General features: G+C 58.8%; 24 protein-coding genes. All 24 read right to left on the minus strand.

Annotated features, from left to right (window positions below; genetic code table 11):
- Positions 1 to 136: 136 nt before the first annotated feature.
- Positions 137 to 1456 (minus strand): ATP-dependent Clp protease ATP-binding subunit ClpX, encoded by a 1320-nt coding sequence (clpX, locus tag MTP40_RS07190; protein ID WP_097771158.1) that lies wholly within the window; start codon positions 1454 to 1456, stop codon positions 137 to 139.
- Positions 1457 to 1515: 59 nt separating this feature from the next.
- A complete protein-coding gene (gene clpP, locus MTP40_RS07195; RefSeq protein WP_098922298.1) occupies positions 1516 to 2112 on the minus strand; it encodes an ATP-dependent Clp endopeptidase proteolytic subunit ClpP in 597 nt (198 codons plus the stop codon).
- Positions 2113 to 2265: 153 nt separating this feature from the next.
- On the minus strand, positions 2266 to 3582 hold the full coding sequence (gene tig / locus MTP40_RS07200; protein WP_005934342.1) for a trigger factor: 1317 nt from the start codon (positions 3580 to 3582) through the stop codon (positions 2266 to 2268).
- Positions 3583 to 3805: 223 nt separating this feature from the next.
- Complete coding sequence (locus MTP40_RS07205) at positions 3806 to 4489, minus strand: metallophosphoesterase (protein ID WP_097771161.1); 684 nt, start codon at positions 4487 to 4489, stop codon at positions 3806 to 3808.
- A gap of 37 nt (positions 4490 to 4526) precedes the next feature.
- Positions 4527 to 5987: a threonine synthase gene (gene thrC / locus MTP40_RS07210; protein ID WP_249259087.1), complete on the minus strand. Its 1461-nt coding sequence runs from the start codon at positions 5985 to 5987 to the stop codon at positions 4527 to 4529.
- Between the two features lie 98 nt (positions 5988 to 6085).
- Complete coding sequence (locus MTP40_RS07215; protein WP_249259088.1) at positions 6086 to 6448, minus strand: YraN family protein; 363 nt, start codon at positions 6446 to 6448, stop codon at positions 6086 to 6088.
- Positions 6448 to 7092, minus strand: a complete 645-nt coding sequence (locus MTP40_RS07220; RefSeq protein ID WP_154276100.1) for a ribonuclease HII — start codon at positions 7090 to 7092, stop codon at positions 6448 to 6450. The genes MTP40_RS07215 and MTP40_RS07220 overlap by 1 nt, the downstream gene beginning before the upstream one ends.
- The gene (gene ylqF / locus MTP40_RS07225; RefSeq protein ID WP_249259089.1) at positions 7089 to 8009 is read right to left on the minus strand and encodes a ribosome biogenesis GTPase YlqF; all 921 of its coding nucleotides are present in this window, start codon (positions 8007 to 8009) and stop codon (positions 7089 to 7091) included. The genes MTP40_RS07220 and ylqF overlap by 4 nt, the downstream gene beginning before the upstream one ends.
- The gene (gene lepB / locus MTP40_RS07230) at positions 8006 to 8557 is read right to left on the minus strand and encodes a signal peptidase I (RefSeq protein WP_097771940.1); all 552 of its coding nucleotides are present in this window, start codon (positions 8555 to 8557) and stop codon (positions 8006 to 8008) included. Before lepB ends, ylqF begins: the two co-directional genes overlap by 4 nt.
- 92 nt (positions 8558 to 8649) lie before the next feature.
- Positions 8650 to 8991, minus strand: coding sequence for a 50S ribosomal protein L19 (gene rplS, locus MTP40_RS07235; protein WP_035394456.1), 342 nt, complete (start codon positions 8989 to 8991; stop codon positions 8650 to 8652).
- Positions 8992 to 9206: 215 nt separating this feature from the next.
- Complete coding sequence (locus tag MTP40_RS07240; RefSeq protein WP_097771166.1) at positions 9207 to 9851, minus strand: TIGR03936 family radical SAM-associated protein; 645 nt, start codon at positions 9849 to 9851, stop codon at positions 9207 to 9209.
- Positions 9826 to 11688 (minus strand): TIGR03960 family B12-binding radical SAM protein, encoded by a 1863-nt coding sequence (locus tag MTP40_RS07245; protein WP_097771167.1) that lies wholly within the window; start codon positions 11686 to 11688, stop codon positions 9826 to 9828. The genes MTP40_RS07240 and MTP40_RS07245 overlap by 26 nt, the downstream gene beginning before the upstream one ends.
- A gap of 40 nt (positions 11689 to 11728) precedes the next feature.
- Positions 11729 to 12214 (minus strand): peptidase, encoded by a 486-nt coding sequence (locus MTP40_RS07250; RefSeq protein WP_207683880.1) that lies wholly within the window; start codon positions 12212 to 12214, stop codon positions 11729 to 11731.
- Entirely contained in the window at positions 12211 to 12774 is a 564-nt protein-coding gene (locus MTP40_RS07255; protein ID WP_242700791.1) for a M23 family metallopeptidase, read from the minus strand. Before MTP40_RS07255 ends, MTP40_RS07250 begins: the two co-directional genes overlap by 4 nt.
- A gap of 97 nt (positions 12775 to 12871) precedes the next feature.
- On the minus strand, positions 12872 to 15193 hold the full coding sequence (ppk1, locus tag MTP40_RS07260; protein WP_207683882.1) for a polyphosphate kinase 1: 2322 nt from the start codon (positions 15191 to 15193) through the stop codon (positions 12872 to 12874).
- A 48-nt stretch (positions 15194 to 15241) separates the two neighbouring features.
- Complete coding sequence (locus tag MTP40_RS07265; RefSeq protein ID WP_154276094.1) at positions 15242 to 15592, minus strand: ComEA family DNA-binding protein; 351 nt, start codon at positions 15590 to 15592, stop codon at positions 15242 to 15244.
- 71 nt (positions 15593 to 15663) lie between these two features.
- On the minus strand, positions 15664 to 16500 hold the full coding sequence (locus MTP40_RS07270) for an HAD hydrolase family protein (protein WP_156061083.1): 837 nt from the start codon (positions 16498 to 16500) through the stop codon (positions 15664 to 15666).
- Positions 16497 to 17441, minus strand: coding sequence for an RluA family pseudouridine synthase (locus MTP40_RS07275; protein WP_156061081.1), 945 nt, complete (start codon positions 17439 to 17441; stop codon positions 16497 to 16499). The genes MTP40_RS07270 and MTP40_RS07275 overlap by 4 nt, the downstream gene beginning before the upstream one ends.
- A gap of 3 nt (positions 17442 to 17444) precedes the next feature.
- Positions 17445 to 17930 carry a signal peptidase II gene (lspA, locus tag MTP40_RS07280; protein ID WP_097771174.1) on the minus strand — a complete coding sequence of 162 codons (486 nt, stop codon included), beginning with the start codon at positions 17928 to 17930 and terminating at the stop codon, positions 17445 to 17447.
- 101 nt (positions 17931 to 18031) lie between these two features.
- The gene (gene ileS, locus MTP40_RS07285) at positions 18032 to 20824 is read right to left on the minus strand and encodes an isoleucine--tRNA ligase (RefSeq protein ID WP_156058144.1); all 2793 of its coding nucleotides are present in this window, start codon (positions 20822 to 20824) and stop codon (positions 18032 to 18034) included.
- Positions 20825 to 20863: 39 nt separating this feature from the next.
- Positions 20864 to 21661, minus strand: a complete 798-nt coding sequence (locus MTP40_RS07290) for a DivIVA domain-containing protein (RefSeq protein WP_243139764.1) — start codon at positions 21659 to 21661, stop codon at positions 20864 to 20866.
- A 21-nt stretch (positions 21662 to 21682) separates the two neighbouring features.
- Positions 21683 to 22504 (minus strand): YlmH family RNA-binding protein, encoded by an 822-nt coding sequence (locus tag MTP40_RS07295; protein WP_156058148.1) that lies wholly within the window; start codon positions 22502 to 22504, stop codon positions 21683 to 21685.
- Positions 22488 to 22952, minus strand: coding sequence for a cell division protein SepF (locus MTP40_RS07300; protein ID WP_035394461.1), 465 nt, complete (start codon positions 22950 to 22952; stop codon positions 22488 to 22490). The genes MTP40_RS07295 and MTP40_RS07300 overlap by 17 nt, the downstream gene beginning before the upstream one ends.
- Before the next feature lie 107 nt (positions 22953 to 23059).
- Complete coding sequence (locus MTP40_RS07305) at positions 23060 to 24367, minus strand: HlyD family efflux transporter periplasmic adaptor subunit (RefSeq protein ID WP_227610638.1); 1308 nt, start codon at positions 24365 to 24367, stop codon at positions 23060 to 23062.
- Positions 24368 to 24372 lie beyond the last annotated feature (5 nt).

A 24372-nucleotide genomic window follows, 5' to 3' on the forward strand; every position in this document is an offset into this window, starting at 1 on the left:
CTCCCACCACCGTCATCCAGACTTTAATATTATACCGCAACTCCGGGCGCGAAACAAGCAAATTGCAAAAAAAGCCCCGCCAAAGCCGAAGCATTTGACAGGGCATCCCTTCCCTGCTGTCTGCAGAGTGCAGATATCAGCTCAGGGCGGTCTGGTTCTTATACCGTTTGCGCACAGCGCCGTATTCCAGATGGGCCTCGCCGCCCTCCACGGTGTCCTTGTCGATGGTGACACGGATGATGGTGGGGTCATTGGGCACATCATACATGACAGGCAGCAGGATGCCTTCCATGACGCTGCGCAGACCGCGGGCACCGGTCTTGCGCTCAATGGTCTTGCGGGCGATCGCGTGGAGGGCCTCGTCGGTGAACTCCAGCTCTACACTGTCCATGCTCAGCAGTTCCTTGTACTGCTTGACCAGGCTGTTGCGGGGCTCCTTGAGCACACGCACCAGTGCGTCCTCGTCCAGATCGTCCAGCACAGTGATGACCGGCAGACGGCCGATCAGCTCAGGGATCAGGCCAAACTTGACCAGATCGTGAGGCTCCACCTTGCGCAGCAGGGCACGCTGGGCATCCTCGGAGTTGTCCTTCAGGCTGCTGCCGAAGCCCAGTGCAGAGCGATCAGTGCGGCGCAGGATGTATTTATCCAGGCCATCAAAGGCACCACCGCAGATGAACAGGATGTTGGTGGTATCGATCTGGATAAACTCCTGCTGGGGGTGCTTACGGCCGCCGTTGGGCGGCACGTTGCTCACGGTGCCCTCCAGGATCTTCAGCAGCGCCTGCTGCACACCCTCGCCGCCCACATCACGGGTGATGGAGGGATTCTCGCTCTTGCGGGTGATTTTGTCGATCTCATCGATGTAGATGATACCCACCTGTGCCTTCTGCACATCAAAATCCGCCGCCTGAAGCAGCTTGAGCAGGATGTTCTCCACATCCTCACCCACATAGCCCGCCTCGGTCAGGGTGGTGGCATCCGCAATGGCGAAGGGCACCCCCAGCATCTTGGCCAGGGTCTGAGCCAGCAGAGTCTTGCCGACACCGGAGGGGCCCAACAGCAGAACGTTGGACTTCTGCAGTTCCACATCCGCACCTTTGCCGCTCAGAATGCGCTTATAATGGTTGTAAACGGAGACCGCCAGCACACGCTTGGCCTCATCCTGACCAATGACATACTGGTCCAGCCCGTTCTTGATCTCAGCCGGGGTCAGGATATTGATATCCAGACCATCCACAGCCTGCATCCGGGTACGGCTTGCGCCGCGGCCCGGGCGGCCGTTTGCTTCCGGGTGCTCCGGCTGATCCGAGAGCAGATCATGGCACAGGCCGATGCACTCGCTGCAGATGTTGACACCGGGGCCGATGATCATCCGTTCCACTTCGTCCTGATGCTTGCCGCAGAAGCTGCACACCAGGTCTTTTTCATTTTTGCCGGAATTGTTGTTTGCCATAACTGTTATTCCTTATTCTGGGTCTTTGCGCGCAGGGCTCTCCCCCGCGCCTTTCAGTTTCAGCGGTGGGCGATGACCTCATCGATCAGGCCGTATTCCTTGGCTTCCAGCGCGGTCATATAGTTGTCGCGCTCGGTGTCCAGCTGGATCTTCTCCAGCGGCTGGCCGGTGTATTCGCTGAGCATGTGGTTCATCTTATCGCGGATATACACCATGTGCTCGGCGTGGATCTTGATATCGGTGGTCTGGCCGGAAAGGCCGCCGCCCTGACCGCCGATCAGCGGCTGATGGATCAGGATCTCGGAGTTAGGCAGGGCAAAGCGCTTGCCCTTGGTGCCGCTTGCCAGCAGGAAGGCACCCATGGAAGCGGCCATGCCCATGCAGATGGTGGAGACATCACACTTGATATACTGCATGGTATCGTGGATGGCCATGCCTGCGCTGATAGAGCCGCCGGGGCTGTTGATATACAGGCTGATATCCTTGTCCGGGTCCTGCCCTTCCAGGTACAGCAGCTGCGCCACCACAAGGCTTGCGGAGGTGTCGTTGACATCCTCGCTCAGAACGATGATGCGGTCATTCAGCAGACGGGAGAAGATATCATAGGAACGCTCACCATGTGCCGACTGTTCGACAACGTAAGGAACAAAACTCATAAAGTTCGCCTCCTGATACGAAAAATAATTCTATTTGCAAAATTGACCGATACGGCAAAAGAAACAGGGCCGTATCGGTCAATTTTAACAACCTTTGTTTACAGGGTACGCTTCAAACAGCGTTTCCTGCAAATTGCGGCCTTGGCAGCTGGATTATTCAGCGTCCTCGGTCTTTTCAGCCTCAGCGGCCTTCTCTACGATGTTGGCGTGGCTCTTGATGAAGTCGATGGCCTTGTTGATTGCCAGATCCTTCTTCAGGTCGTCAACGTTGACCAGCTCACGGACCTTGTCCTCTTCCATCTTGTACTGGTCAGCGATGCGCTTGATCTCAGCGGAGACATCCTCCTCGGAAGCCTCGATGTTCTCAGCAGCGGCAACAGCCTCCAGAGCCAGGCGGATCTTGACCTGCTTCTCAGCCTGAGGCATGAAGGAAGCACGGAACTGATCCATGGTCTGGCCCATATACTTCAGGTAGTCTTCCAGGCGCAGACCCTGCTGCTCCACACGGAAGGCGAAGTCATTGACCATCTCGTCCATACGGGTATCGTACATCGCCTGGGGGATCTCAGCCTCCATGCTCTCGATGACCTGATCGACCAGAGCGTTCTCAACAGCCAGGTCATCCTGCTTGTCCAGCTGCTCCTGGTTGTTCTTGCGGATGGACTCCTTGAACTCTTCCAGGGTGTCGTACTCGGAGCAGTCCTTAGCCAGCTCGTCATCCAGAGCGGGCAGCTCCTTGTACTTGACCTCGTGCAGCTTGATCTTGAAGACAGCAGCCTTGCCAGCCAGCTCAGCAGCCTGATACTCCTCGGGGAAGGTGACGTTCACGTCGAACTCCTCACCGGCGGAGTGGCCAACGATCTGATCCTCGAAGCCAGGGATGAAGGAGCCGCTGCCCAGGGTCAGGTTGTAGTGCTCAGCCTTGCCGCCCTCAAAAGCGACACCGTCCACAAAGCCCTCGAAGTCGATATCAGCGATATCGCCATTCTCAGCAGCACCCTCGCGGGTCAGCTCACGGGCGTTGCGCTCCTGCACGCGCTTCAGCTCTGCATCGACGGCCTCGTCGGTAACAGTATGGACAGTCTTCTCAACGGTCAGACCGTTGTAGTTGCCGACCTTGACTTCGGGCATCACAGCGACCTTGACGGTCAGGGTCACGCCCTCGGTCTCGCTGGCAGCATCCACAGAAACCTCGGGACGGCCAACAGGCTCGATGCCGGCTTCCTTCACAGCTGCCTCGTAAGCAGCGGGGAACAGCTCATTGATGGCATCATAGGTAAAGACATCAGCGCCGTACATCTTCTCGATCAGAGAACGGGGAGCCTTGCCCTTGCGGAAGCCGGGCACGGAGTACTTCTTGCCCTCCTTCTTGAAGACATCGGCCACTGCGCCTTTAAAGGCCTCAGCGTCGATAGAGAACTGCAGCTCTGCCATGCTCTTCTCGAGCTTTTCGCACTTGATGAAATTCATTTTGTGTATCCTCCACTCAAAAATTCTATTGCGTTGGGGACAGGTTTTCTTCCCTGTCTCCTGCAACCGCGCACCGCGTCCTGTATTTTCTGTTTGCGAAATGCGGGGACGCGCGCGCTCAATTGGGTGCAACAATCGCGTCAAAACTTATTATAGCACGTTCCAGACACAATTGCCAGACCAAATTTTGACTTTTTGTTCTTTTTGCCCACACTTCCCGCCTTTAATTGATGCGGTAGGGGCAGAAACGCAGGCCATCGGCACTGACAAGCTTATACCGGATGCCGTCCACATCGCCCTGCACCGCGTACCGGATGGCGTTTCCGTGCAGGTGGCCGTAGTAACAGCGGGTGATGCCGTAGGCCTTCAGGGTGGCCACGATCTCAGGGGCGCTGGTGCCGGTGTAGACCGGCGGGTAATGCAGGAACACCAGCTTCTCCAACCCCGGTTCCGCAGCATCCAGGCTCATTTTCAAGCGCCCGATCTCACGGTTCATCACCTTTTCATCGTGGGGTTCTCCCACATCGAACAGCCAGCCCCGGGTGCCGCACAGCGCATACCCCTCCACAGAGTAGGAGTTGTTGTGCAGGATGTGCAGGGTGTCAAAGCCCTCAGCCTTGAGGTAAGCGTTCATCTTGTTGGCCGTGGTCCACCAGTAATCGTGGTTTCCCTTCATGATCAGCTTCTGGCCGGGAAGCTCCTGTAAAAACGCAAAATCCCTGCGCGTATCGTTCAGGCGCATGGCCCAGCTGATATCCCCCGCCAGCACGATGGTGTCCTCGGGTTTGATCAGTTTGCGCCAGTTGCGCTCCAACCGCTCCACATAGCCGTTCCACCCCGGAAAAACATCCATGGGTTTGGAAGCGCCCAGTGAAAGATGGGTATCGCCAAGCACATAAAGTGCCATTCACTTTTCTCCTGTTCTAAGTCCGGCAGGACAAGATTTATTCCTGATAGCTCAGCGCCACCTGCGCGATCTGCTCCGGGTCGATGACGGTATTGAACCGCTCGGCCTTCTGCCGCAGGGCAGCAAGGCTTGCGGGAGCAGTGCGGCCGGTGGCTTCTTCCAGCTCCTGCATGGCTTCAAAGTCGTTCTGCGGGGCAGTGTGGCCCAGAGCCTCCAGCACGCTGCGGGGGAACTTGTAGGGGGAGGCAGTGGACAGCACCACCATGGGCACACCCTCGCGCTTGTGACGGCCTGCCACATGGAAAGCCACAGCGGTGTGGGTATCGCAGAGATAGCCATCCTGCTCATAGCGGGCACGGATCTCCCCTGCCACCTCTTCCTCACTGCTCCAGCCGCAGCCAAAGCTCTCCTGAATGGCGGCCAGCGTCTCGGGCCGGACGGTATAGCTGCCGGTTTCAGACAGGCTCTTCATCAGGTCAGCCACCTCGGCATCGCTGCCGGTGACGTGATAGAGCAGGCGCTCCAGATTGGAGGACACCAGAATATCCATGCTGGGAGAAGTGGTCTTGAAGAATTCCCGCTTGGCAGTATAAGTACCGGTGGTCAGGAAATCGGTCAGGACGTTGTTCTCATTGGAAGCGCAGATCAGTCGGCCCACCGGCAGGCCCATCTGCTTTGCATAGTAGCCCGCCAGAATATCGCCAAAATTGCCCGTAGGCACACAGAAGTCCACCTTGTCGCCAAAGCGCACCTTCCCTGCCTTGAGCAGCTGGGCGTAGGCGGCAAAGTAGTAAACGATCTGCGGCACCAGACGGCCCCAGTTGATGGAGTTTGCACTGGACAGGCGGATGTTCCGCTTTGCCAGCTCGGCAGCAATGGCCGGGTCGCCAAAGACCTTTTTCACGCCGGTCTGGGCATCATCGAAGTTGCCGCGCACAGCGTAGACCGCCACATTTTCGCCTTCCTGGGTCACCATCTGCAGGCGCTGGATCTCACTGGTGCCGCCCGTGGGGAAGAACACCGCGATCTCCACACCCGGGATATCGTGGTAGCCATCCAGCGCGGCCTTGCCGGTATCGCCGCTGGTCGCCACCAGGATCAATGTTTTCTCGGTGCGGTCAAGATTTTTCTTTGCCTCCACCAGCAGCTTCGGCATCAGCTGCAGGGCGTAATCCTTGAAGGCGCAGGTCGGGCCGTGCCACAGTTCCAGAGAGTACACCTCATCCGAAACAGGGGCCAGATAGCCCGCCTTTCCGCCAAAGGCCGCACCATAGGTGGCCTTGGCGGCCTCCTGCAGGAACTCCTGTGAATAATCAGTCAGATACTGCCCCACGATGGCAGCAGCCATCTCGGGGTAATCCAGCGCACAGATCGCCTTGACATCCACCTGCGGGAAGCTCTGCGGAACAAACAGACCGCCCTCATCCGACAGGCCCTGTGCAATGGCCTGAGAGGCACTTACCACGCGGTTATGATCTCTCGTGCTGAAAAACTGCATTGTCGTCGCTCCTTTTTGCCAGCGGGACCCGCATTGGCCCCATGTTTGCGGCAGCGGCAAAAGCCGTTTTCTGCCTTTTCCCACCGATGCACCCCGCATTACGCGGTAAATGCACCCTTTATAATATGTACCATCCAGCGCCCGCTGTCAAGAGGGGTCACCTCGGCAACGTCAAAACGAACCGGTTCATCACTCTGTCCGGTGTGCTGGAGATAATATTCCGCGGTGCGGATGAGCCTGCGCTGCTTGGCAGGGGTCACGGCCGCAGCAGGTGCGGCCAGCGGGTCGGGGCTGCGGGTCTTGACCTCACAGAGCACCAGTGTGCCGTCCGGCTCCCGCAGGATGAGGTCGATCTCCCCCATCCGGGTGCGGTAGTTGTGGGCTACCAGCTCACATCCATGCTTCTGGTAATACCGCGCGGCCACAGCCTCGCCGGTGCGGCCGGTCTCGGCCCGATCCATCACTTGCCCTCCGGCCAATAGCCCTGCTTTTTCAGGAAACTGCGGCGGTAGAAGGGCTGGATCCCGTACTGCTCGATCAGTTCATAATGGAGCCTGGTCGGGTAACCCTTGTGTTTTGCCAGCTGATACTGCGGGTACTGCTTGTCCAGCTCCATCATATAGCGATCCCGGCTGACCTTTGCCAGGATCGATGCCGCGCCGATGCTGGCGCTGGTGGCATCGCCCTTGACCACCGGCTGGGCGGGGATCTCCAGCGCAGCCGGGACACGGTTGCCATCCACCAGCACAAGATTCGGCACAATGTCCAGCCCTTCCGCAGCCTGCTTCATGCCGCTCATGGTGGCGTTCAGGATATTATCCCGGTCGATGATCTCCGGGCCTACAAAGACGATCTTATAGGCCAGCGCCTTGTCAAGGATCTCATCAAAGAGGGCTTCCCGTTTTTTCTCGGTCAGCTTCTTGGAGTCGTTGATGCCGTACACCGGCTTCTCCGGGTCAAGGATGCAGGCCGCCACAACGACCGGGCCGCACAACGGGCCGCGGCCCGCTTCATCCACACCGGCAAAAAAGCCGTACTGCGCACGGATAGCCGCATCATACTCGTACAGAGGGGCAGAGATCTCCTCGTCAGAACGCCGTTTCATTCGTCGTCCTCCTCGGCAAAGTCTGCCAGGTCATCCCGCTGGGGCGGGCGCTCCAGAGAGATGCGGCCCCACTTGCAGGCACGGAACTCGTCCACCAGCATAATGGCACAGCGCTCGGTGTTCACCTCGCCGCCGCGCACCAGCAGACCGCGCTTGCGGCCGATAGCCTCCATCAGTTCGTAGGGCGGCAGGGCCAGCGTCTCTGCATCCAGCTTGTAGCGCTGGGCCACGAGGTCGGGGTAATTGCGGCGCACCTCATCCAGCAGATTCATGGCCAGCTCTTCCACATCCAGAATATCATCCTTAATGGAGCCGATGAAGGCCAGATTAGAAGCAATGGTCTTGGAATCAAACTTTTTCCAGAGCACGCCGGGCATATCCAGCAGGTCAAACTTTTCGGTGCTGACCCACTGCTTGCCCTTGGTCACGCCGGGGCGGTCGGCCGCCTTGGCACGGGCAGAACCTGCAAAGGTGTTGATGAAGGTGGATTTGCCCACGTTGGGGATGCCGCAGAGCATCACCTGAGTTTTGGCACCACCCATACCACGGTTCTGGCGGCGCTCCAGCAGCGAGGCCAGCTCCTTTTCAATGGCGGTCTGCACCGCCTTGGCACCGCCCTTCTGCTTGGCGCTGATGGCCACACAGCCTGCATCGGCGGCGTGGAAGTATCTGATCCACTCCTCTGTCACAGCAGGATCGGCCAGATCTGCCTTGTTCAGCACATAGAGCTTGGGCTTGCGGGCCGTAATACGCTCCACCTCGGGGTTCAGGCTGGAAAGTGGGATGCGGGCATCCAGCAGCACCAGACTGGCATCCACATGCTGGATCTCCGTCTCCATCATCCGCAGGGTCTTGGTCATGTGGCCGGGGAACCATTGGATGTTATATTGATTTGCAAAGCGGGTATCGTTGTTCATTTTACCACCCCAAAATCCGAAAAGGGCAAAAAGCAGAGCAGCACTTTGCCCAGAATATCGCGTTCATCAATACAGCCCACATAGGACGAGCGGCTGTCCAGCGAGGCGTTGCGGTTATCGCCCATCACAAACACCGTGCCCTCCGGCACCGTGTACGGGAACGTTACGTCATAGCCAAGATAGGTCGGTTCAGCGATATAGGCTTCCTGCAGCACTTCCCCGTTCACCGAGACCGTGCCCGCCTGATAATCAATGTTCACCACATCGCCGCCCTTGGCAATGACACGCTTGACCAGCGGCTTACCGTAGGCCGTGTAGCTGTCCACGATGACCACATCGCCCCGCTGGGGCTCGTAGCCTGCGCCCCAGACGATCAGCTTATCGCCGTTCTGCAAGGTGGGCACCATGGATTCGCCGTCCACCTGAATGATGCGGAAGAACAGTGAGAATACCAGCACCAGCACCAGCGCGGCGGAGATCAGCGCCTCGTACCACTCAAACACATTCTGTCCGCGCACAGTTTCCTGTGTTGAAGCATGCTTTTCCATTTCCCGATGCACCTCACAATCTTGTCTGGCCCGGAATAAAGAAAAAAGGGACAACAAGTTGTCCCTTTTCTCCCGGTTTTACGCGGGGATCATCAAATATCGCTCTTAACCTTAGCAGCCTTGCCGGTACGACCACGCAGATAGAACAGCTTAGCGCGGCGGACCTTGCCCTTGCGGACAACGGTGACCTTCTCGACGAAGGGGCTGTTGATGGGGAAGACACGCTCAACGCCGACACCGTAGGAAACGCGGCGAACGGTAAAGGTCTCTGCAACGCCGCCGTGCTTCTTAGCAATGACGGTGCCCTCGAAAGCCTGGATACGCTCACGCTCACCTTCCTTGATGCGAACGTCAACGCGGACGGTATCGCCAACGTTGAACTGGGGCTTCTCAGCCTTGATGCTGCCTTCAGAAATAATCTTCAGTGCGTCCATTTTTGAATCCTCCATTTGTTTTTAGACGTTCATGCACGGCACCTTGCCGTCAGAGGACCGCCCGTTTAATGATATTGTCATTAACCCCGCTGTGGTATCAGCGGACACTAACGCCTTAATAGGATAGCACAAAACGCCCGTAAAATCAAGCGATTTGCCCAAAATAATCCCAAAAATTTTCTGTTCTGCCCAAAAGGCATTCTTTGCCCGGGAAATCAGGCAAAGAGCTGCCGATCCGCCGTCAGGAAGCGCTTGCGCAGGATGCCTGCGCTGGCGGCAGGCAGACCAAACTTTTCTTCCAGAAAGCCGGTGAGCAGTGAGGGATTCAGGTTCAGCTCCTGTGCGGCAGGCAGGCAGAGCTCCATGCAGACACGATCCCCTGCGGTGGTATATTCCACCTGCGGGATGTGATCCTTGAGCTCCACGATCTTTTTGCCCTTTTTGCTGTGCTTTTCCACCGGGGCGCTTTCCAGCGCGTTATACTGTTCCAGCACAGCCGCTGCCGCTGCCGGGTAGGTGATCTGGTAGCAGGCAAAGGCGATGAGGTCAGCCTTCATCTGCACCGGGCCCACATGGGTGATGCGGATGCCGGTGGGCATGATGGCATTCAGTTCGGTCTGCCACTGGGCAAAGTCCGGGTTCTCAGCCTCGGTCTTGACATCCACGCATTCGCACTCGCTCTCCTGCCCCAGCGAAAGCGGGCAGGCAAAGGTCATGTAGATGTGGGGGTTGAAGCCCAGCGTGTGCCACACAGGCAGGCCGCTGCGCTTGAGCACCCGCTGCATCACCCGCTGCAGATCCAGCAGGGAGATGTAGGAGGCCTCATTCTTCTTCTCAAACGAGATTCTGACTGTAATCAAAGCAGGGACCTCCTAACAGATGATTGGCACCGCAGCCATGGCAGGCGCGGTTGCAGGGCTGGGTGGTCTGGGCGGCAAGGGCCTTGTTGTACTCCCGCACCAGATATTCATGGGTCACACCGTAGTCCATGTGGCTCCACGGGGTCACCTCGTCCAGCCCAATGGGACGCTGGCAGTAGAACTTGGGATCAATGCCCAGATCCTCAAACACCTGCATCCAGGTATCATACTTGAAGCACTCTTCCCAGCCGTCAAAGTAACAGCCTCGTTTGTAGGCTTCCAGAATAACAGGAGCCAGACGGCGGTCGCCCTTGGCGAATACGCCCTCCAGAAAACTGGTGGTGCTGTCGTGATAGTTCACCTTGATCTTGCGGCTGTGGACGCTTTCCAGCAGGTGCTTCTGCTTGGCCTGCAGGCTTTCCTCCGTGTCCATAGGCACGAACTGGAAAGGCGTATGGGGCTTGGGCACAAAGCAGGCACAGCTGATGGTCACCTGCACCCCCCTGCCCTTGGCGTGCCTGGGGTTGGAGTAATAGAGATCTACCACCTTCTGGGCGGTCTCGGCAATCCCCTCGATGTCCTCCATCGTCTCGGTAGGCAGACCCATCATAAAGTAGAGCTTGACCGAGGAATAGCCGTTGGCAAAGGCCAGCGAGCAGGTCTTTTCGATCTCATCCCAGGTAACATTCTTGTTGATGACATCCCGCAGGCGCTGGGTACCGGCCTCGGCCGCAAAGGTCAGGCCGCTCTTGCGCACCTTTGTAGTCTTTTCGATCAGGCTCTGGGAGAAGTTGTCCATCCGCAGGGAGGGCAGCGAGAGGCTGACGTGCTCCTTGGGGGCCCACTCGTTCAGATCATCCAGCAGTTCTTCCAGCTGGCCGTGGTCGGAGGTGGACAGGCTGGACAGGCTCAGCTCCTCATAGCCGGTGTTGGCACACAGATCCTGTGCTGCCTTATTCAGCAGGCTGGCATCCCGCTGGCGCATGGGGCGGTACAGGAAGCCCGCCTGGCAGAACCGGCAGCCGCGCACACAGCCGCGCAGCACCTCAATGCTGGCACGGTCCTGGATGGCCCCCACCATGGGCACAACAAAGTTCGTTGGCGGGGCAAACTCGTTCAGATCCTTGATGATGGCCTTGGTGATGACCGCCGGGATGCCCGGCTCGTTGGGGGTAATGGCCTTGACCCGGCCGTCCTCAAAGTAGGTCACATCGTAGAAGGCAGGGATGTAGACCCCGGGGATCTTTGCAATGCGGCGCAGCAGCTCCTTTTTGGAGACGCTGCCCTCTTTCTTGGCACGCTCGATCTCGGCGCAGATGGAAGGCAGCTGGTTCTCACCCTCACCCAGCTGGATGACATCAAAGAAATCTGCAATGGGCTCCGAGTTGCAGGCGCAGGGGCCGCCCGCCACGATCAGGGGCCAGTGCTCGTCGCGGTCCTTTGCGTAGAACGGAATGTGCGCCAGATCGAGCATTGCCAGAATGTTGGTATAGGAAAGCTCGTACTGCAGGGTAAAGCCCACCGCATCAAAATCGGTCAGGGGGTCCTTGCTTTCCATGGTGTACAGGGGCAGGTCCAGCCGCTCCATCTCAGCCTTCATATCCAGCCAGGGCATGAAGGCCCGCTCACACCACCAGTTCTCGTGGCTGTTGAGCAGCTCGTACAGGATCTTCTCACCGAGGAAGGACATTCCCACCTCGTAGGTATCCGGGAAGCAGAATGCAAACCGGACATCCACCTTTTCTTTGTCTTTATACACGCTGCCCGGTTCGCCGCCGGTGTAACGGCCCGGCTTCTGTACCCGGCCCAGCGCTTCTTTCAGCTTGGGATCAAACATCAAGTTCCTCCATTGACAGAACAGTTTTACTTCATTCATTTTATTGTACCCGATTCTGCCGGGAAATGCAATCATTGTTTTGGAGGCACCACCATCCGCACGCCGCCAGCTGTGCCCCATCCAGCGGCGGGATGGGCAGGAGGTTGAAGGCCCCGGTCAGGAGGTTGGCCGCCAGAAAGGCACTGGCCCGGATGGTGGCCCGCTGTTCCAGCCGAAGCATCCAGAGCCCGGCCAGCACAAAATTCACCGCAGGGCCTGCCGCGGCAAGGAGAGCGGTCTGCCACAGGGTCATTTCCCTGCCCCGGGTGCGCATACAAAAGCCGGTAAGGGTGACTTCAATGACCGGAAACTGCCCAAACAGGGCAAGATATACCCCAATGTGCCCCCACTCATGCAGGAATGCCGCCAGCAGCCCCAGCCGCAGAAACCCGCTTGCATCGAAATAGAGCAGAACGTACAGCGCCCCGCAGAGCAGCAACGGGTCCCGGAACACAAGCGGCCCATACCGGAATCGATGCCGCATCATGGCAGGCTCAGTGCGGCAGAAGGATCATACCGGATGCCGCCTGTCAGAAATTCAAAGTGCAGGTGTGCCCCGGTGGCACGGCCCGTCTGTCCGGCAGTGCCCAGCCGCTGGCCTGCTGCAACCACCTCCCCGGCCCGGACATAGAGATACTGCATGTGGGCATAGAGCGTTTCCTGCCCGTCCCCATGGGTCAGCCGGACATAGTTGCCGTAAGCGGTTCCACGCCGGGCGGCGGTCACCACACCGTCCAGTGCCGCAAGGACCGGTGTGCCCTCCGCGCAGGCAAGGTCCACGCCCCGGTGGAAGGCTTTTTCCCCGGTAAAGGGATCCTTCCGCCAGCCATAAGGGTCAGAGACACGCCACGCCGCCGTTTCCAGCGGGAAGCAGAGCGTCTGCCCCGGCTTTGCCTGTTTCAGGCTGGCTCCCGCCGGGATATTTTTGCCCGCACAGACCGGGAGCACCCTGCCCGCCAGCAGAATGATCAGCAGCACCATCAGAGTCAGCACCGCCGCCCATTGATATCGATTGTGTTTCCCTGCTCGTCCATGTTTTGCCTGCATCTTTTCGCCCTCCGTTCTGGAAAGTGTATGCAGGAGGAAGATCACTGAGAACCAAAACACCCCCTGGGAGATTTCCCAGAGGGTGCTCTTTCCGTATTTACCGGCGGAGCCAGTCATGGAGCCGCTGGAAGAGGCTGGGGTGACCGTGCCGTTCCGCGCGATCAACAGCGTGCGGAGCGGGTGCGCTCTGCACAGCCGGAGCAGGTGCTGCTTTCAACGTGGCAGGCTGTTTTGCTGGTTCTGGGGGCTGCTCCGCCACCTGAACCGGCTCCGGTCTTGTTTCGGGCTCAGACGGCCGTTCCGGTGCCTTTGGCTCGGGCTGCTCCGGTTCTGCCGCAGAAGCGGTATCCCGGGCGAGCCAGTCATCCCGGAGCAGATCGTACATGTCCATCTGGCCGTTGACAAGGGGCTCACCGGGGGCCGCTTTCACCTTCTGATAGCTGCCGTCTGCCCGCATCTCCCGGGCATTGACGTTATCCCGCAGCTGCAGCTGCAGGATATCGCTCAGCTTCTGGATGAGGACAGGGTCCTCCACCCGGACGCCCACCTCCACGCGGCACTCGGTGTTGCGGGTGAGGAAATCGCCGGAGGCGATATAGATGCGGGTGGTCACGCCATCGTAGAAGCTGTAGATGCGGCCATGCTCAAGGTAGCGGCCCACCAGACTGCGGATATGCAGGTTCTCGGTCTTGCCCGGCACCTCGGCGCGGACACAGCAGATACCGCGCACGATCATATCGATGCGAACCCCCGCACAGCTGGCTTCTTCGAGCTTCAGGATGATATCCCGATCCGAGATGGAGTTGTTTTTCAGGATCATGGATGCGGGGCGGCCCAGCTTGGCGGCATTGATGACCCGGTCCATCTCGTCCAGCAGCACGCTCTTGAAGCGCAGAGGAGCCACCAGCATTTTCTCGGTGGTCTCCGTCAGCTTCTGCACGGCAAGGTTCTGGAACACGTTGGAGGCTTCCTCACCGATGCCCAGATCTGCCGTGATGAACGAATAATCGGTATAGAGCTCGCTGGTCTTTTCGTTGTAGTTGCCGGTGCCGATCTGGGTGATGTAGCTGTAGCCCTGCGGGCCCTTCTTGGTGATAAGGGTCAACTTGGAGTGCACCTTGTAATCATCAAAGCCATAGAGAATGGTACAGCCAGCCTCTTCCAGCTGCTTGGACCAGTCGATGTTGTTCTGCTCGTCAAAGCGGGCACGCAGCTCCACCAGAGCCACCACTTCCTTGCCATTTTCGGCGGCTTCGATCAGGGCCTGCACGATCTGGGATTCCCGCGCCATCCGGTAAAGGGTCATCTTGATGGAGATGACCTCCGGATCCCGCGCAGCCTTTTTCAGCATCGCGATGAAGGGACGGATGGACTGATACGGATAACTGAGCAGGACATCGTGCTTTTCTACCTCGGCGGCAAGGTCATAATCCTGGGGCGGCAGCATGGGCCGGGCCGTGGGATAGAACAGCTCCGGGTTGCCCTCGGCCTCCATTTTACCGGTGAGCTTGTAGAAGAAGCTCAGATCCAGCGGGCTCTTCTGGGCAAACACCCGCTTATGGCTCAGCTCTAATTTGTCGCAGAGGAGACGCAGGATCTCCTGCGGGGCCGTGGGAGTTACCTGCAGGCGGACAGCGGCCAGCTTGCGGCGGCGCTTGAGCAGGTCGGCCATGATCTCGCGGTAATCGATATCATGGTCCATCATGCCCTCTTTTACATCAATGTCGGCGTTGCGGGTGACGCGGAACAGGCACTTTTCCTGGACGGCATCCTTGCCAAAGATGAGGGACGCGTAATGCAGCACCAGTTCCTCTGTCAGGGCTAACTCGGTCTTGCCCTCCCGGCGCACCAGGATCAGCCGCTCCATCTGGCTGGAGATGGGGATCATACCAAGGCTCTGGCCCTCTTTTTCCTTGAGCAGAGCACCGAGGTAGATCTCCTTATTGCGCAGGAATGGGAACGGGTGGCGGTTGTCCACGATCTGCGGGCTGAGGATGGGGAACAGCTCGTTCTGGAAGTACTTTTTCCAGAAGCGTTCCTGCTCCTTATCCATCGCATCGAAGTTTACCTTTTTATAGCCGCAGGCATCCAGATTTTCCAGCGCCTTCTCGTAGTATTTATCGCAATCCTCCTGCAGATGGGCAACTTTGGGCATGATGGCGTTCAGCTGTTCCTCGGCCGTCATGTTGGTCTTGTTCTCACGCTTGTCTTTGTCCTTCTGACTGCGTGCAAGGTTGGCGCGCTCCTGCAGAGAGCCCACACGCACCATGAAAAATTCATCCAGATTGGAGCCATAAATGGCAAGGAATTTCACCTGCTCCGCCAGCGGGACATTCTTATCCTTGCCCAGCACCAGCACACGGCGGTTAAAGTCCAGCCAGCTGAGTTCACGGTTGATGAAGATCGTATCCTCTTTCATAGTAGTTTACTCCCTTTTTCCCTGACCTGCGGCTTTCGCCGCAGCGCTTCAGCTCACGTAAGCAAGCCCATCCCACTCTTCCACCACCGCTTCTGTCAGGCCGGGCACGGCGGCGGCCTCTTCTACCGCAGCAAAGCGTCCGTACTGCTCCCGGTATTCGATGATGGCCTGGGCGCGCTGCTCCCCTACTCCCGGCAGGGTGCAGAGAGCGTCCTGCCCGGCGGTGTTCAGATCGACCCGCGCCAGCTGGATGAGCGGTGTTTCACTCCCGGCTGCACGGCCCGGCCCTGTCTGCCGCGGAACGGCAAACCCAAACGCCAGCGCGACGCACACCGCGCAAACAAGGGCCGCTGTCCACAGAAATCTCTGTTCCGTTTTAGTGAGACTGGCTTTCTTCATTCCATTGTACCCGACTTTCTCTAAAAAAGAAAGCCCTCTGCGGAGAATTTGCAGAGAGCTTTACAATGATTTTACGCAGAAGTTTCCGCACGGCGCACCATGCCATACAAAAGCTCTGCCGCTGCACCGGTATCGTGGTCGGTCAAGGTCATCCGGTTGGCAGCAAGGCGCAGTTCAGGCGCGGCATCCGCAGGCACAACGCTCTCCCCCGCCAGATGGACAAGGTCGAGCATCTGGGTGCAGCCGGCCAGCACCGTCAGCTGCTCGGCGGCATAGCCGGAGGGAGGGCAGACGGCGTTGAGCATGGCACTGCCTGAGACAAGGCCCGGGGTAAGCACCAGCGTATCCGGTGCAAGGCGCTCCGCATGCAGGAAGGCTGCCGCGTCCCCCAGCGCCTTTTGCAGCGTGGGCAGAATGGGCATCTGCTTTTTGTCCTGATAGAACAGGATACGCAGAACGTCCTCGCCCTTGACATCAGCAGCGTTGCTCAGCACAAAGGGAGTCCACTCCTGCTTGAGGTGGAACACCAGCCCTTCGCTCATCCGCACAGCGCGGGTGGAGCCATCGCGCATCTGCAGGGCAATGCCCACGCCGGACAGGGAGGGCAGTATCTTCAGGACAGACTCCTCCATCCCCTCAAAGCTGCACAGCGCGGTGCCGGAGCCCTCCGAAAAGTTGTAGGCCAGTGTGCCGCCGCAGACCAGTGCGGGTGCACTGAGCCGCACCCCGCCCAGCAGAGAGCGGACCGCCCGGGGTGAGCGCTGAGAGAAAACGGTCAGCCTGCCGCCCCTGCTGGCAAAAAGCTGCAGCACGTCCCGCTGGAGCTGGGGCAGATTGCCTGCGGCATCCAGCAGCAGGCTGTCCAGATCACAGAGGACTAAGGTCTGGTCAATGGTCGTCTCTTTCATAGGGTATTTCCTCCTGTGCGCTGACGGAGCGTGGTCAAGAAGCGGGTGAAGTAATCCGGCAGCTCAGAATCGAACCGCAGGTGTTCCCCCGTGATGGGGTGAACGAACCCCAGCGTTTTTGCATGCAGGCACTGCCCATGCAGGCTGGTGATGCAGTTGTGGGGGCCGTACACCGGGTCGCCCGCCACCGGGTGGTGGATGGAAGCCATGTGAACGCGGATCTGGTGGGTACGGCCCGTTTTCAGGCGGCACTCCAGCATCGTGAACTCGCCCAGCCGTTCCAGCACCTTGTAGCCGGTATAGGCGTACTTTGTGTGGGGCTCACTGGCCGGATAGACCGCCATCTTCTTGCGGTCGGTCTTGCTGCGGCCCAGGTTGCTCTCCACAAAGCCCTCATCCTGGGCAAAGCCGCCATAGACGATGGTATTGTAGGCCCGCTCCACGCTGTGCACTGCCATCTGCTGGGAAAGGCCGATGTGGGTTGCATCATCCTTTGCCACCACCAGCAGACCGCTGGTGTCCTTATCGATGCGGTGGACGATGCCGGGCCGGATCTCGCCGCCAATGCCGGAAAGGCTGCCCTTGCAGTGCCAGAGCAGAGCGTTGACCAGGGTGCCGTCCGGGTTGCCGGGAGCCGGGTGGACGACCATCCCTTTGGGCTTGTTGACCACCAGAAGGTGCGCATCCTCATAGATGATGTCCAGCGGGATCTCCTGCGGCACAGCCTCGATGGGCTTTGCATCGGGGATCTCCAGCAGGATGATATCCCCTGCCTTGAGCTTCAGGCTCTTGGCCGGAGCCTTACCGTTGCAGAGCACATGGCCCTCAGCCACTAGGCCCTGCAGGGCACTGCGGGAAAGGCCGGTGTCCTCGCCGCTCAGAAAGCGGTCGATGCGCTGGCCTACGCCCTCGGCTTCTACGATGTATTCACGCTGCTCCATGGCTTACTGCTCCTTCGGGCCCTTTTTCGTATCCTCGTGCAGCTCCTCCAGGAAAATGACCAGCACCCAGAGTGCCACACCAACACAAACACAGATATCTGCAAAATTGAACACTGCGAACCGCATGAACAGCAGGTTGATGTAATCCACCACCTCGCCGTTCAGCACACGATCGATCAGGTTGCCGATGCCGCCGCCCAGCACCAGGATGAGTGCGGCCTGCTGCAGCCGGTTGTTCCGGCTGCGGAAGAACAGCCAATAAGCAACCAACAGCAGCGCTGCGCTGGTTGCAACGATCAAAAACAGCTGCTTGCCGCTGAGCAGGCTGAATGCCATGCCCTGATTGAGCACGAACCGCAGCTCCACCACATGGGGGATCAGCGGCATTGCGCCCACCGGCTGCAAAGCACTGACAGCCCAGAACTTGATGGCCTGATCGAGGCCGACCAGCGCCGCAACGCACAGCAGATTGAAGATCACAAATGCCATAAAAATACTCCCAACGGCGGCACGCTGCCGCCTGTGTTCTGATACCAAAAAGCGGCGCTCCCTGCTCGAAAGGAGCGCCGCAGCGTTTATTTCAGGAAGACTTATGCTTCCACCACGCTTGCGCAGCGTGCGCAGAGGGTGGGATGTGCGGCGTGGGTGCCGATGTCTGCGGAATACTTCCAGCAGCGCTCGCACTTTTCGCCGGTGGCATGTGCAGCAGCAACGCCCAGACCCTCAACAGCGGAGGCGGAACCACCCTCGCCCTTGACCAGCTCCACATGGGAGACGATCATCAGGTCAGCCAGCTCGTCCATGGGAATGCTGTTCAGCAGGTCATAGACGGCATCATTGCAGTACAGGGTAACGGAAGCTTCCAGAGAAGCACCGATGGTCTTTTCTGCACGGGCCTGCTCCAGCACCTTCTTGACCTCGTCACGGACAGCAATGAGCTGTGCCCACTTGGCCTTGAAGGCATCGTCTGCAGCGTACTGGCCTGCCTTGGGCATTGCCTCGAACACAACGTACTTGTTCATGCCTTCGGTCTTGGGCAGGAAGTCCCAGATCTCCTGGCTGGTGAAGCAGAGGATGGGGGCAATGATCTTGTCCAGAGCGACCAGGATCTTGTACATGGTGGTCTGGGCAGCCTTGCGGCCCACACCGTTGGTGCAGTACAGGCGGTCTTTCGTCACATCCAGGTAGAAGTTGGACATAGCAACAACGCAGAAGTTGTAGACGGCGTGATAGACCTTGTTGAAGTCATACACATCATAGCCTGCCTTGGCATTCACGATCAGGTCATCCAGAGCAGCCAGTGCCCAGCGGTCGATCTCCTGCAGCTGGTCATCTGCCACACAATCGGTGTTGGGGTCAAAGCCATCCAGATTGCCCAGAATGAAGCGGGCGGTGTTACGGATCTTGCGGTAAGCCTCGCTCAGCTGCTTGAAGATATTCTTACCGGCGCGCACATCCACAGTGTAGTCGGAAGAAGCGACCCACAGGCGGATGATATCCGCACCGTAGTCCTTGATGATCTCGCTGGGCTCCACGCCGTTGCCGGCGCTCTTGTGCATCTGCTTGCCCTGCTCGTCCACAACCCAGCCGTGGCACAGAACGGACTTATAAGGTGCGCAGCCCTTGGCAGCCACGCTGGTCAGCAGGCTGGACTGGAACCAACCGCGGAACTGGTCGCCGCCCTCCATATACATGTCGGCCGGGAAGCTCAGCTCCGGGCGCTCCTCCAGAACGGCAGCATGGGTGGAACCGGAATCGAACCAGACATCCATGATGTCGGTATCCTTGGTCCACTCGGAAGCGCCGCACTTCTCGCAGACTTCACCTGCGGGGATGATCTGCTCTGCCTCGTACTTGTACCAGGCATCGGAGCCTTCCTTGCGGAACAGCGTGCTGACAGCCTTGATGGTGGCATCGGTGATGTGGTAAGCACCGCACTTCTTGCAGTAGAAAGCCGGGATGGGCACACCCCAGGTACGCTGACGGCTGATGCACCAGTCGTTGCGGTCACGGACCATGCCCTTCATGCGGTCGTGGCCCCAGTCAGGCATCCACTTCACGGTGTCGATGGCCTTGTAGACATCGTCACGGAACTTGGCAACAGAGCAGAACCACTGCTCGGTGGCACGGAAGATGATGGGGTTGTGGCAGCGCCAGCAGTGGGGGTACTGATGCTTGATGTGCACCTGACCCATGATGGCACCAGCCTCGGTCAGGTCGGCCAGAATGGTCTTGTTGGCAGCCCAGACACGCTGACCTGCGTACTTGCCGGCCAGCTCCGTCAGGCAGCCGCCGTCGTCCACGGGAACAGTGATGGGCACGTTGTACTTCTGAGAAACATTGAAGTCATCCACGCCGTGGCCGCCTGCGGTGTGGACGCAGCCGGAACCGCTTTCCAGCGTGACATGGTCACCCAGGATGACGGTGCCCTCCTTGGGCAGATAGACGTGGTTGTAGCGCATCAGCTCGAACTCAGCGCCGGAAACAGGCTCGCCCACGATCTCGTAGTTCTCAATATGGCAGGCATCCATCACGCTCTTGACCAGCTCGGTGGCCATGATATGGTACTCCTCGCCGATCTTGACAAAGGAATACTCAAAGGCACCGTTCAGGCAGATGGCCTCGTTGGCGGGCAGGGTCCAGGTGGTGGTGGTCCAGATCACGAAGTAGGTCTTATCCATCGGGATGCCGTGCTTTGCCAGCACACCGTTGGGGTCCTGAGATACATGGAAGCGGACGAAGATGGAATCGCAGTCGTCCTCGCCGTACTCGATCTCTGCCTCAGCCAGAGCGGTGCGGCAGTCGGGGCACCAGTACACGGGCTTCAGGCCCTTGTAGATGTAGCCCTTCTTGGCCATCTCGCCAAAGATCTCGATCTGGCGGGCCTCGAACTCAGGCTTCAGGGTCAGGTAGGGGTGCTCAAAGTCACCGATAACGCCCAGACGCTTGAACTGGTCGCTCATAATGTCGATATGCTCGGTGGCAAACTTTTCGCAGATCTGGCGCAGCTCCAGCTTGGAGATGTCCTTCTTTTTCTCGCCCAGAGAGGACAGAGCCTTCAGCTCAATGGGTAGGCCGTGGGTATCAAAGCCGGGCACATAGGGAGCCTGGAAGCCCTCCATGTTCTTGTCGCGGATGATGATATCCTTGATGATCTTGTTCAGGGCGGTGCCCATGTGGATGTTGCCGTTTGCATACGGAGGGCCGTCGTGCAGGACAAACTTGGGCTTGCCGTCATTGTGCTTGATCAGGTTGTTGTACAGGTCATTCTTCTCCCAATCCTCCAGCATGGCGGGCTCCTTCTTGGGCAGACCGGCACGCATCTCAAACAGAGTCTTGGGCAGATTCAGGGTACTGTCGTACTGAGACTTATTCTTAGCCAATGGTTACACACTCCTCTAATTTACTAAAACGCTTTGGGATCACTCGCTGAACTTCACGCCCTTAAAAGCGGCGTAGTCCGGCGCTGCAGCCTCATCCTCGGCGGCAGGGGCCGGGGGCGGGTCGAGCTTGAGCTGGCTTTCGTCCTGTGCCCAGAACTCCTCGCTGGTCTTTTCATCCGCAGGGGTCTCGTCCTCAGCATCCACATCCGCTGCAGCAGGCTGTGCCTCGGCGATCTCCTCGGTCACAGCGGCGGCAGTGGTTTCGGAAGCTGCCGCCTCGTCCTCGGCAGGAGCATCCTCAGCGGGCTCCTCCTTCTGGAACTCAGGCAGGCGGCTCAGAGACTCAACATGGCTGCGGTACAGGTTCAGCACATCGGACTTGAAACGAGTCACTTCCAGCCGGACGCGGTCATACTCGCGCTCCTGGGCAAGCTTTTTCTCGTTTGCCTCGTTGATGATCTCATCCGCGCGGTCACTGGCTTTTTGCAGCAGCTCGTTGGCATCACGGATAATATCATCACCGCGCAGATTTGCGCGATGCAGGATCTCTTCCGACTTCTGGTTTGCTTCCCGGATAACATTCTCACCCATCCGCTGGGCATTGATCAGCGCGCTCTTGAGCATATCGCCGTCAGCCTCGTAGCTCTCCATTTCCTTGTGCAGACGCTGATTCTCGGCGGTCAGCTCAGCGATCTGGCGGCGCAGCTCCTCAGCCTGATCTTCATCCTGCTTCAGCTGCTCCTCTACTTTATCCAGGAAACGGTCCACCTCTTCGGTCCGGTAGCCGCGGATGTTCTTTTCAAACTGTGCAGCACGCACATCCTGCGGGGTCAGCATAGTGGTTTCCTCCCTTTTCATTCAATATTGAAAAAACTCGATGATCGATCGGTCTTTTTTGCTTTTTCCGGGCAGGGCCGTCAGGCTAAAGCGCCCCTTGCCGCGCACCGTGAATACATCACCCTCATACACCGGGGCGTGGGCACTTTCGGCAGGCAGATGGTTGATCTCCACCCGGCCCGCCGCGATCCACTCACACGCCTGCCCACGGCTGCAATGGAGCATGGCCGCAAGCACAGCGTCCAGCCGCAAAGATGACACGGTGGCTGTCTGCGTTTTGCGCTCTGCCTGTGGGAATTCGGGTACCTCATCCAGCGAAAGCAGCGTGGTGGTGACCTCTGTCCGGCCCACCTGCAGCAGTTCTCGGCAGATGAGCTCCCCCGCCGTTTCCAGCGCAAAGACATAGGCAGTGCCCGGTGTATCGGCCGGGAGCACGATATCTCCCAGCGCTTCCCGCCGCAGCTCCAGCCCCATCAGGCTGCCCAGATAATCCTTGTGACTCGGCAGTGCCGCCCCTGAAAGGGTGCGGCAGGTCAGCTTCACACAGCACAGCGGGCTTGCAGGGTAGCAGCCCTCCGGCTCCAGGCAGAGCAGCTTCCGCTCTGCTCCGGGCCAGCCGCCTTCAAAATGATAGTCGCTCTCCGGCACATCGGCACGGTTCAGCGCAGCACGGGCCAGATCCTGTTCCCTGTCGCTCAAAAAGCCGGAGTAGCGGGCAATGCCGCGTCCCTCGGCCGCGCGGGCCAGATCCTCCACATGCCGCATCAGAAAGCGCTCTTCATCGGTGCGGGCGGGCACAAAGCCCCGCACTGCCCTGGGAGCAGGATCAATAGAACGCGCCATTGTTCTCCAGCTCGTCCAGCAGATCGCCCATAATGTCCACGTTGTACGGGGTAATGATGAAGGTGCTGTTGGCAACGCGCTTGATCTGGCCGTTGTTGGCGTAAGCCACGCCGGACAGGAAATCCACCAGACGGCGGGAAACTTCCTTGTTGGTAGACTCCAGATTCAGCACGACCGTGCGCTTGTTGTTCAGGTGGTCTGCAATGGTGCTGGCATCCTCAAAGCGCTCGGGCTTTACCAGAACGACCTTGAGCTGGGTGGTGGCGTGGATGTTGACCACCTTGTTCTTCTTTTGGGCACCCTCCACCGGCTCTTCCTCTGCATCGTCCATGCCAACGCCGAGACCGCTGTTGTTGTTCACCATCTGGGGGCCGTCGTCGATGTACTGATCGTCGTAATCGTCCTCACCGCCGAAAAGGCCCTTTTTGAGACTATCCACGAAAGACATAGTATCTGCTCCTTTCATTCGGGCAGCCGCAGCTGCCTGGCGCCTTTTGCAAAAGAGATGCAAATAGCTTTTACTATTATCGGATTTTTTGCCGCAGATGTCAATAACTACAAAAGTTTTCCATCATACAAATTTTGTCCGGAGACAATAATCTCGTCATAAAGCCGAACCTGACTGACAGAACCAGCCGTTCCGCTGGGCAAAACGATGAGGTCATCACCGTCTGTGATCTGCGGGTGGGCATCGTCCACAGGGTCGATGCGGCAGAAGCGGGCCAGGTTGCCGTACTTCACATACACACCGGGGATGTAGTTCTCACCCTGACCTTCTGCCTCGGAGCCGTCCTCCTTGAGGTAGTGCACCGCAGCAGCAGGCACCCGCAGGCCGGTGTTGCGGCCCACGATGATCTGGGCATCGGCACAGTTCAGCCGGAGCACATCGCCGTTGATGATCTCGCAGGAGAGGACGAAACGGGCAATGTCGTTCTCCGCATCGATGTTCACCTCGCTGACCTTTGCCTTGAGGGGCGTTTCCACCTGACCGGGAAAGCGGATCTCAACGCTCTTGGTCAAGGGCTTGCCGTCCCTGCCCAGCAGCTTTTCCGCCTGTTTGGCTGAGCACACCCCGGCATAGTACCAGGTAAAGCCTGAAACGATCTTGCCTGCGCAGCCGTCCAGCGCGATCTCCGGGGAGGATTCAACGTAGGCTTTCAGGTTGGCTGCATCCAGGGCAAGGATATCGGCAGAACCTGCGTTCAGCCGCCCGGAGCTGGAGCTGCGGATGAAATAGCCCGTCTGCGGGGCCGTGATCTGGGATGGATTGCCCAGCTGGGACTGCACCGTGGCGGCCTGCTGGGTCAGCGCGGTGATCTGGTCGGAGAAGCTGGCCACCTCGCCGGTGATGACCCAGAGCTTGTTCTGGGCCAGAATGTAATTTTCCTTCTCCGCATCGGTATCCTCGTAGTCCCCTGCATCCAGCGAATCCATCAGGTCGTACAGAGCAGCGGAACGGTTCTTGCGCAGGGATTCCAGCTGCACCGAAGTGGTGTTCTGGGAGCGCTGCAGCAGGTCGATCTGGTCATTGATCTGGGTCAGCTGCTGGCGCAGGGTGGCCTGTGCTGCATCACTGTAGATCTCAGCCACCGCTGTGCCTGCCGAAACACGTTCGCCGTCTGCCACCAGATACCCCAGCGTGCCGCCGCCCGCAACGTAGCTTTCCTCAAACAGGAGCACCCCCTCGGCATCCACGGTGTCCTCCACCGTAGCCAGCAGGGCGGTCTCGTAGGTATTGGGCGGAAACAGCACCTGCATTGCCTGATAGCCCACATACAATGCCGCCAGCAGCAGAAACACGATGACGACAGCGGCCAGCGTTTTCAGTGCGCCGGAGATGCCCTCGCGGTTTTCTTCCTGCATATCGC

The organism is Faecalibacterium sp. IP-3-29 (assembly GCF_023347335.1).
In the GTDB taxonomy this organism is placed as follows: domain Bacteria; phylum Bacillota; class Clostridia; order Oscillospirales; family Ruminococcaceae; genus Faecalibacterium; species Faecalibacterium duncaniae.

Excerpts from the sequence above, each read along its gene's own strand:
- MTP40_RS07265 (WP_154276094.1), bottom strand. The coding sequence starts at position 15,592 with ATGAAGAAAGCCAGTCTCACTAAAACGGAACAGAGATTTCTGTGGACA.
- tig (WP_005934342.1), bottom strand. The coding sequence starts at position 3,582 with ATGAATTTCATCAAGTGCGAAAAGCTCGAGAAGAGCATGGCAGAGCTG.
- MTP40_RS07245 (WP_097771167.1), bottom strand. The coding sequence starts at position 11,688 with ATGTTTGATCCCAAGCTGAAAGAAGCGCTGGGCCGGGTACAGAAGCCG.
- MTP40_RS07215 (WP_249259088.1), bottom strand. The coding sequence starts at position 6,448 with ATGGATCGGGCCGAGACCGGCCGCACCGGCGAGGCTGTGGCCGCGCGG.
- thrC (WP_249259087.1), bottom strand. The coding sequence starts at position 5,987 with ATGCAGTTTTTCAGCACGAGAGATCATAACCGCGTGGTAAGTGCCTCT.
- ppk1 (WP_207683882.1), bottom strand. The coding sequence starts at position 15,193 with ATGAAAGAGGATACGATCTTCATCAACCGTGAACTCAGCTGGCTGGAC.
- MTP40_RS07305 (WP_227610638.1), bottom strand. The coding sequence starts at position 24,367 with ATGCAGGAAGAAAACCGCGAGGGCATCTCCGGCGCACTGAAAACGCTG.
- clpX (WP_097771158.1), bottom strand. The coding sequence starts at position 1,456 with ATGGCAAACAACAATTCCGGCAAAAATGAAAAAGACCTGGTGTGCAGC.
- MTP40_RS07295 (WP_156058148.1), bottom strand. The coding sequence starts at position 22,504 with ATGGCGCGTTCTATTGATCCTGCTCCCAGGGCAGTGCGGGGCTTTGTG.
- MTP40_RS07290 (WP_243139764.1), bottom strand. The coding sequence starts at position 21,661 with ATGCTGACCCCGCAGGATGTGCGTGCTGCACAGTTTGAAAAGAACATC.
- MTP40_RS07255 (WP_242700791.1), bottom strand. The coding sequence starts at position 12,774 with ATGCAGGCAAAACATGGACGAGCAGGGAAACACAATCGATATCAATGG.
- MTP40_RS07220 (WP_154276100.1), bottom strand. The coding sequence starts at position 7,092 with ATGAAACGGCGTTCTGACGAGGAGATCTCTGCCCCTCTGTACGAGTAT.
- MTP40_RS07275 (WP_156061081.1), bottom strand. The coding sequence starts at position 17,441 with ATGGAGCAGCGTGAATACATCGTAGAAGCCGAGGGCGTAGGCCAGCGC.
- MTP40_RS07250 (WP_207683880.1), bottom strand. The coding sequence starts at position 12,214 with ATGATGCGGCATCGATTCCGGTATGGGCCGCTTGTGTTCCGGGACCCG.
- lepB (WP_097771940.1), bottom strand. The coding sequence starts at position 8,557 with ATGGAAAAGCATGCTTCAACACAGGAAACTGTGCGCGGACAGAATGTG.
- rplS (WP_035394456.1), bottom strand. The coding sequence starts at position 8,991 with ATGGACGCACTGAAGATTATTTCTGAAGGCAGCATCAAGGCTGAGAAG.
- lspA (WP_097771174.1), bottom strand. The coding sequence starts at position 17,930 with ATGGCATTTGTGATCTTCAATCTGCTGTGCGTTGCGGCGCTGGTCGGC.
- MTP40_RS07300 (WP_035394461.1), bottom strand. The coding sequence starts at position 22,952 with ATGTCTTTCGTGGATAGTCTCAAAAAGGGCCTTTTCGGCGGTGAGGAC.
- ylqF (WP_249259089.1), bottom strand. The coding sequence starts at position 8,009 with ATGAACAACGATACCCGCTTTGCAAATCAATATAACATCCAATGGTTC.
- MTP40_RS07270 (WP_156061083.1), bottom strand. The coding sequence starts at position 16,500 with ATGAAAGAGACGACCATTGACCAGACCTTAGTCCTCTGTGATCTGGAC.
- MTP40_RS07205 (WP_097771161.1), bottom strand. The coding sequence starts at position 4,489 with ATGGCACTTTATGTGCTTGGCGATACCCATCTTTCACTGGGCGCTTCC.
- clpP (WP_098922298.1), bottom strand. The coding sequence starts at position 2,112 with ATGAGTTTTGTTCCTTACGTTGTCGAACAGTCGGCACATGGTGAGCGT.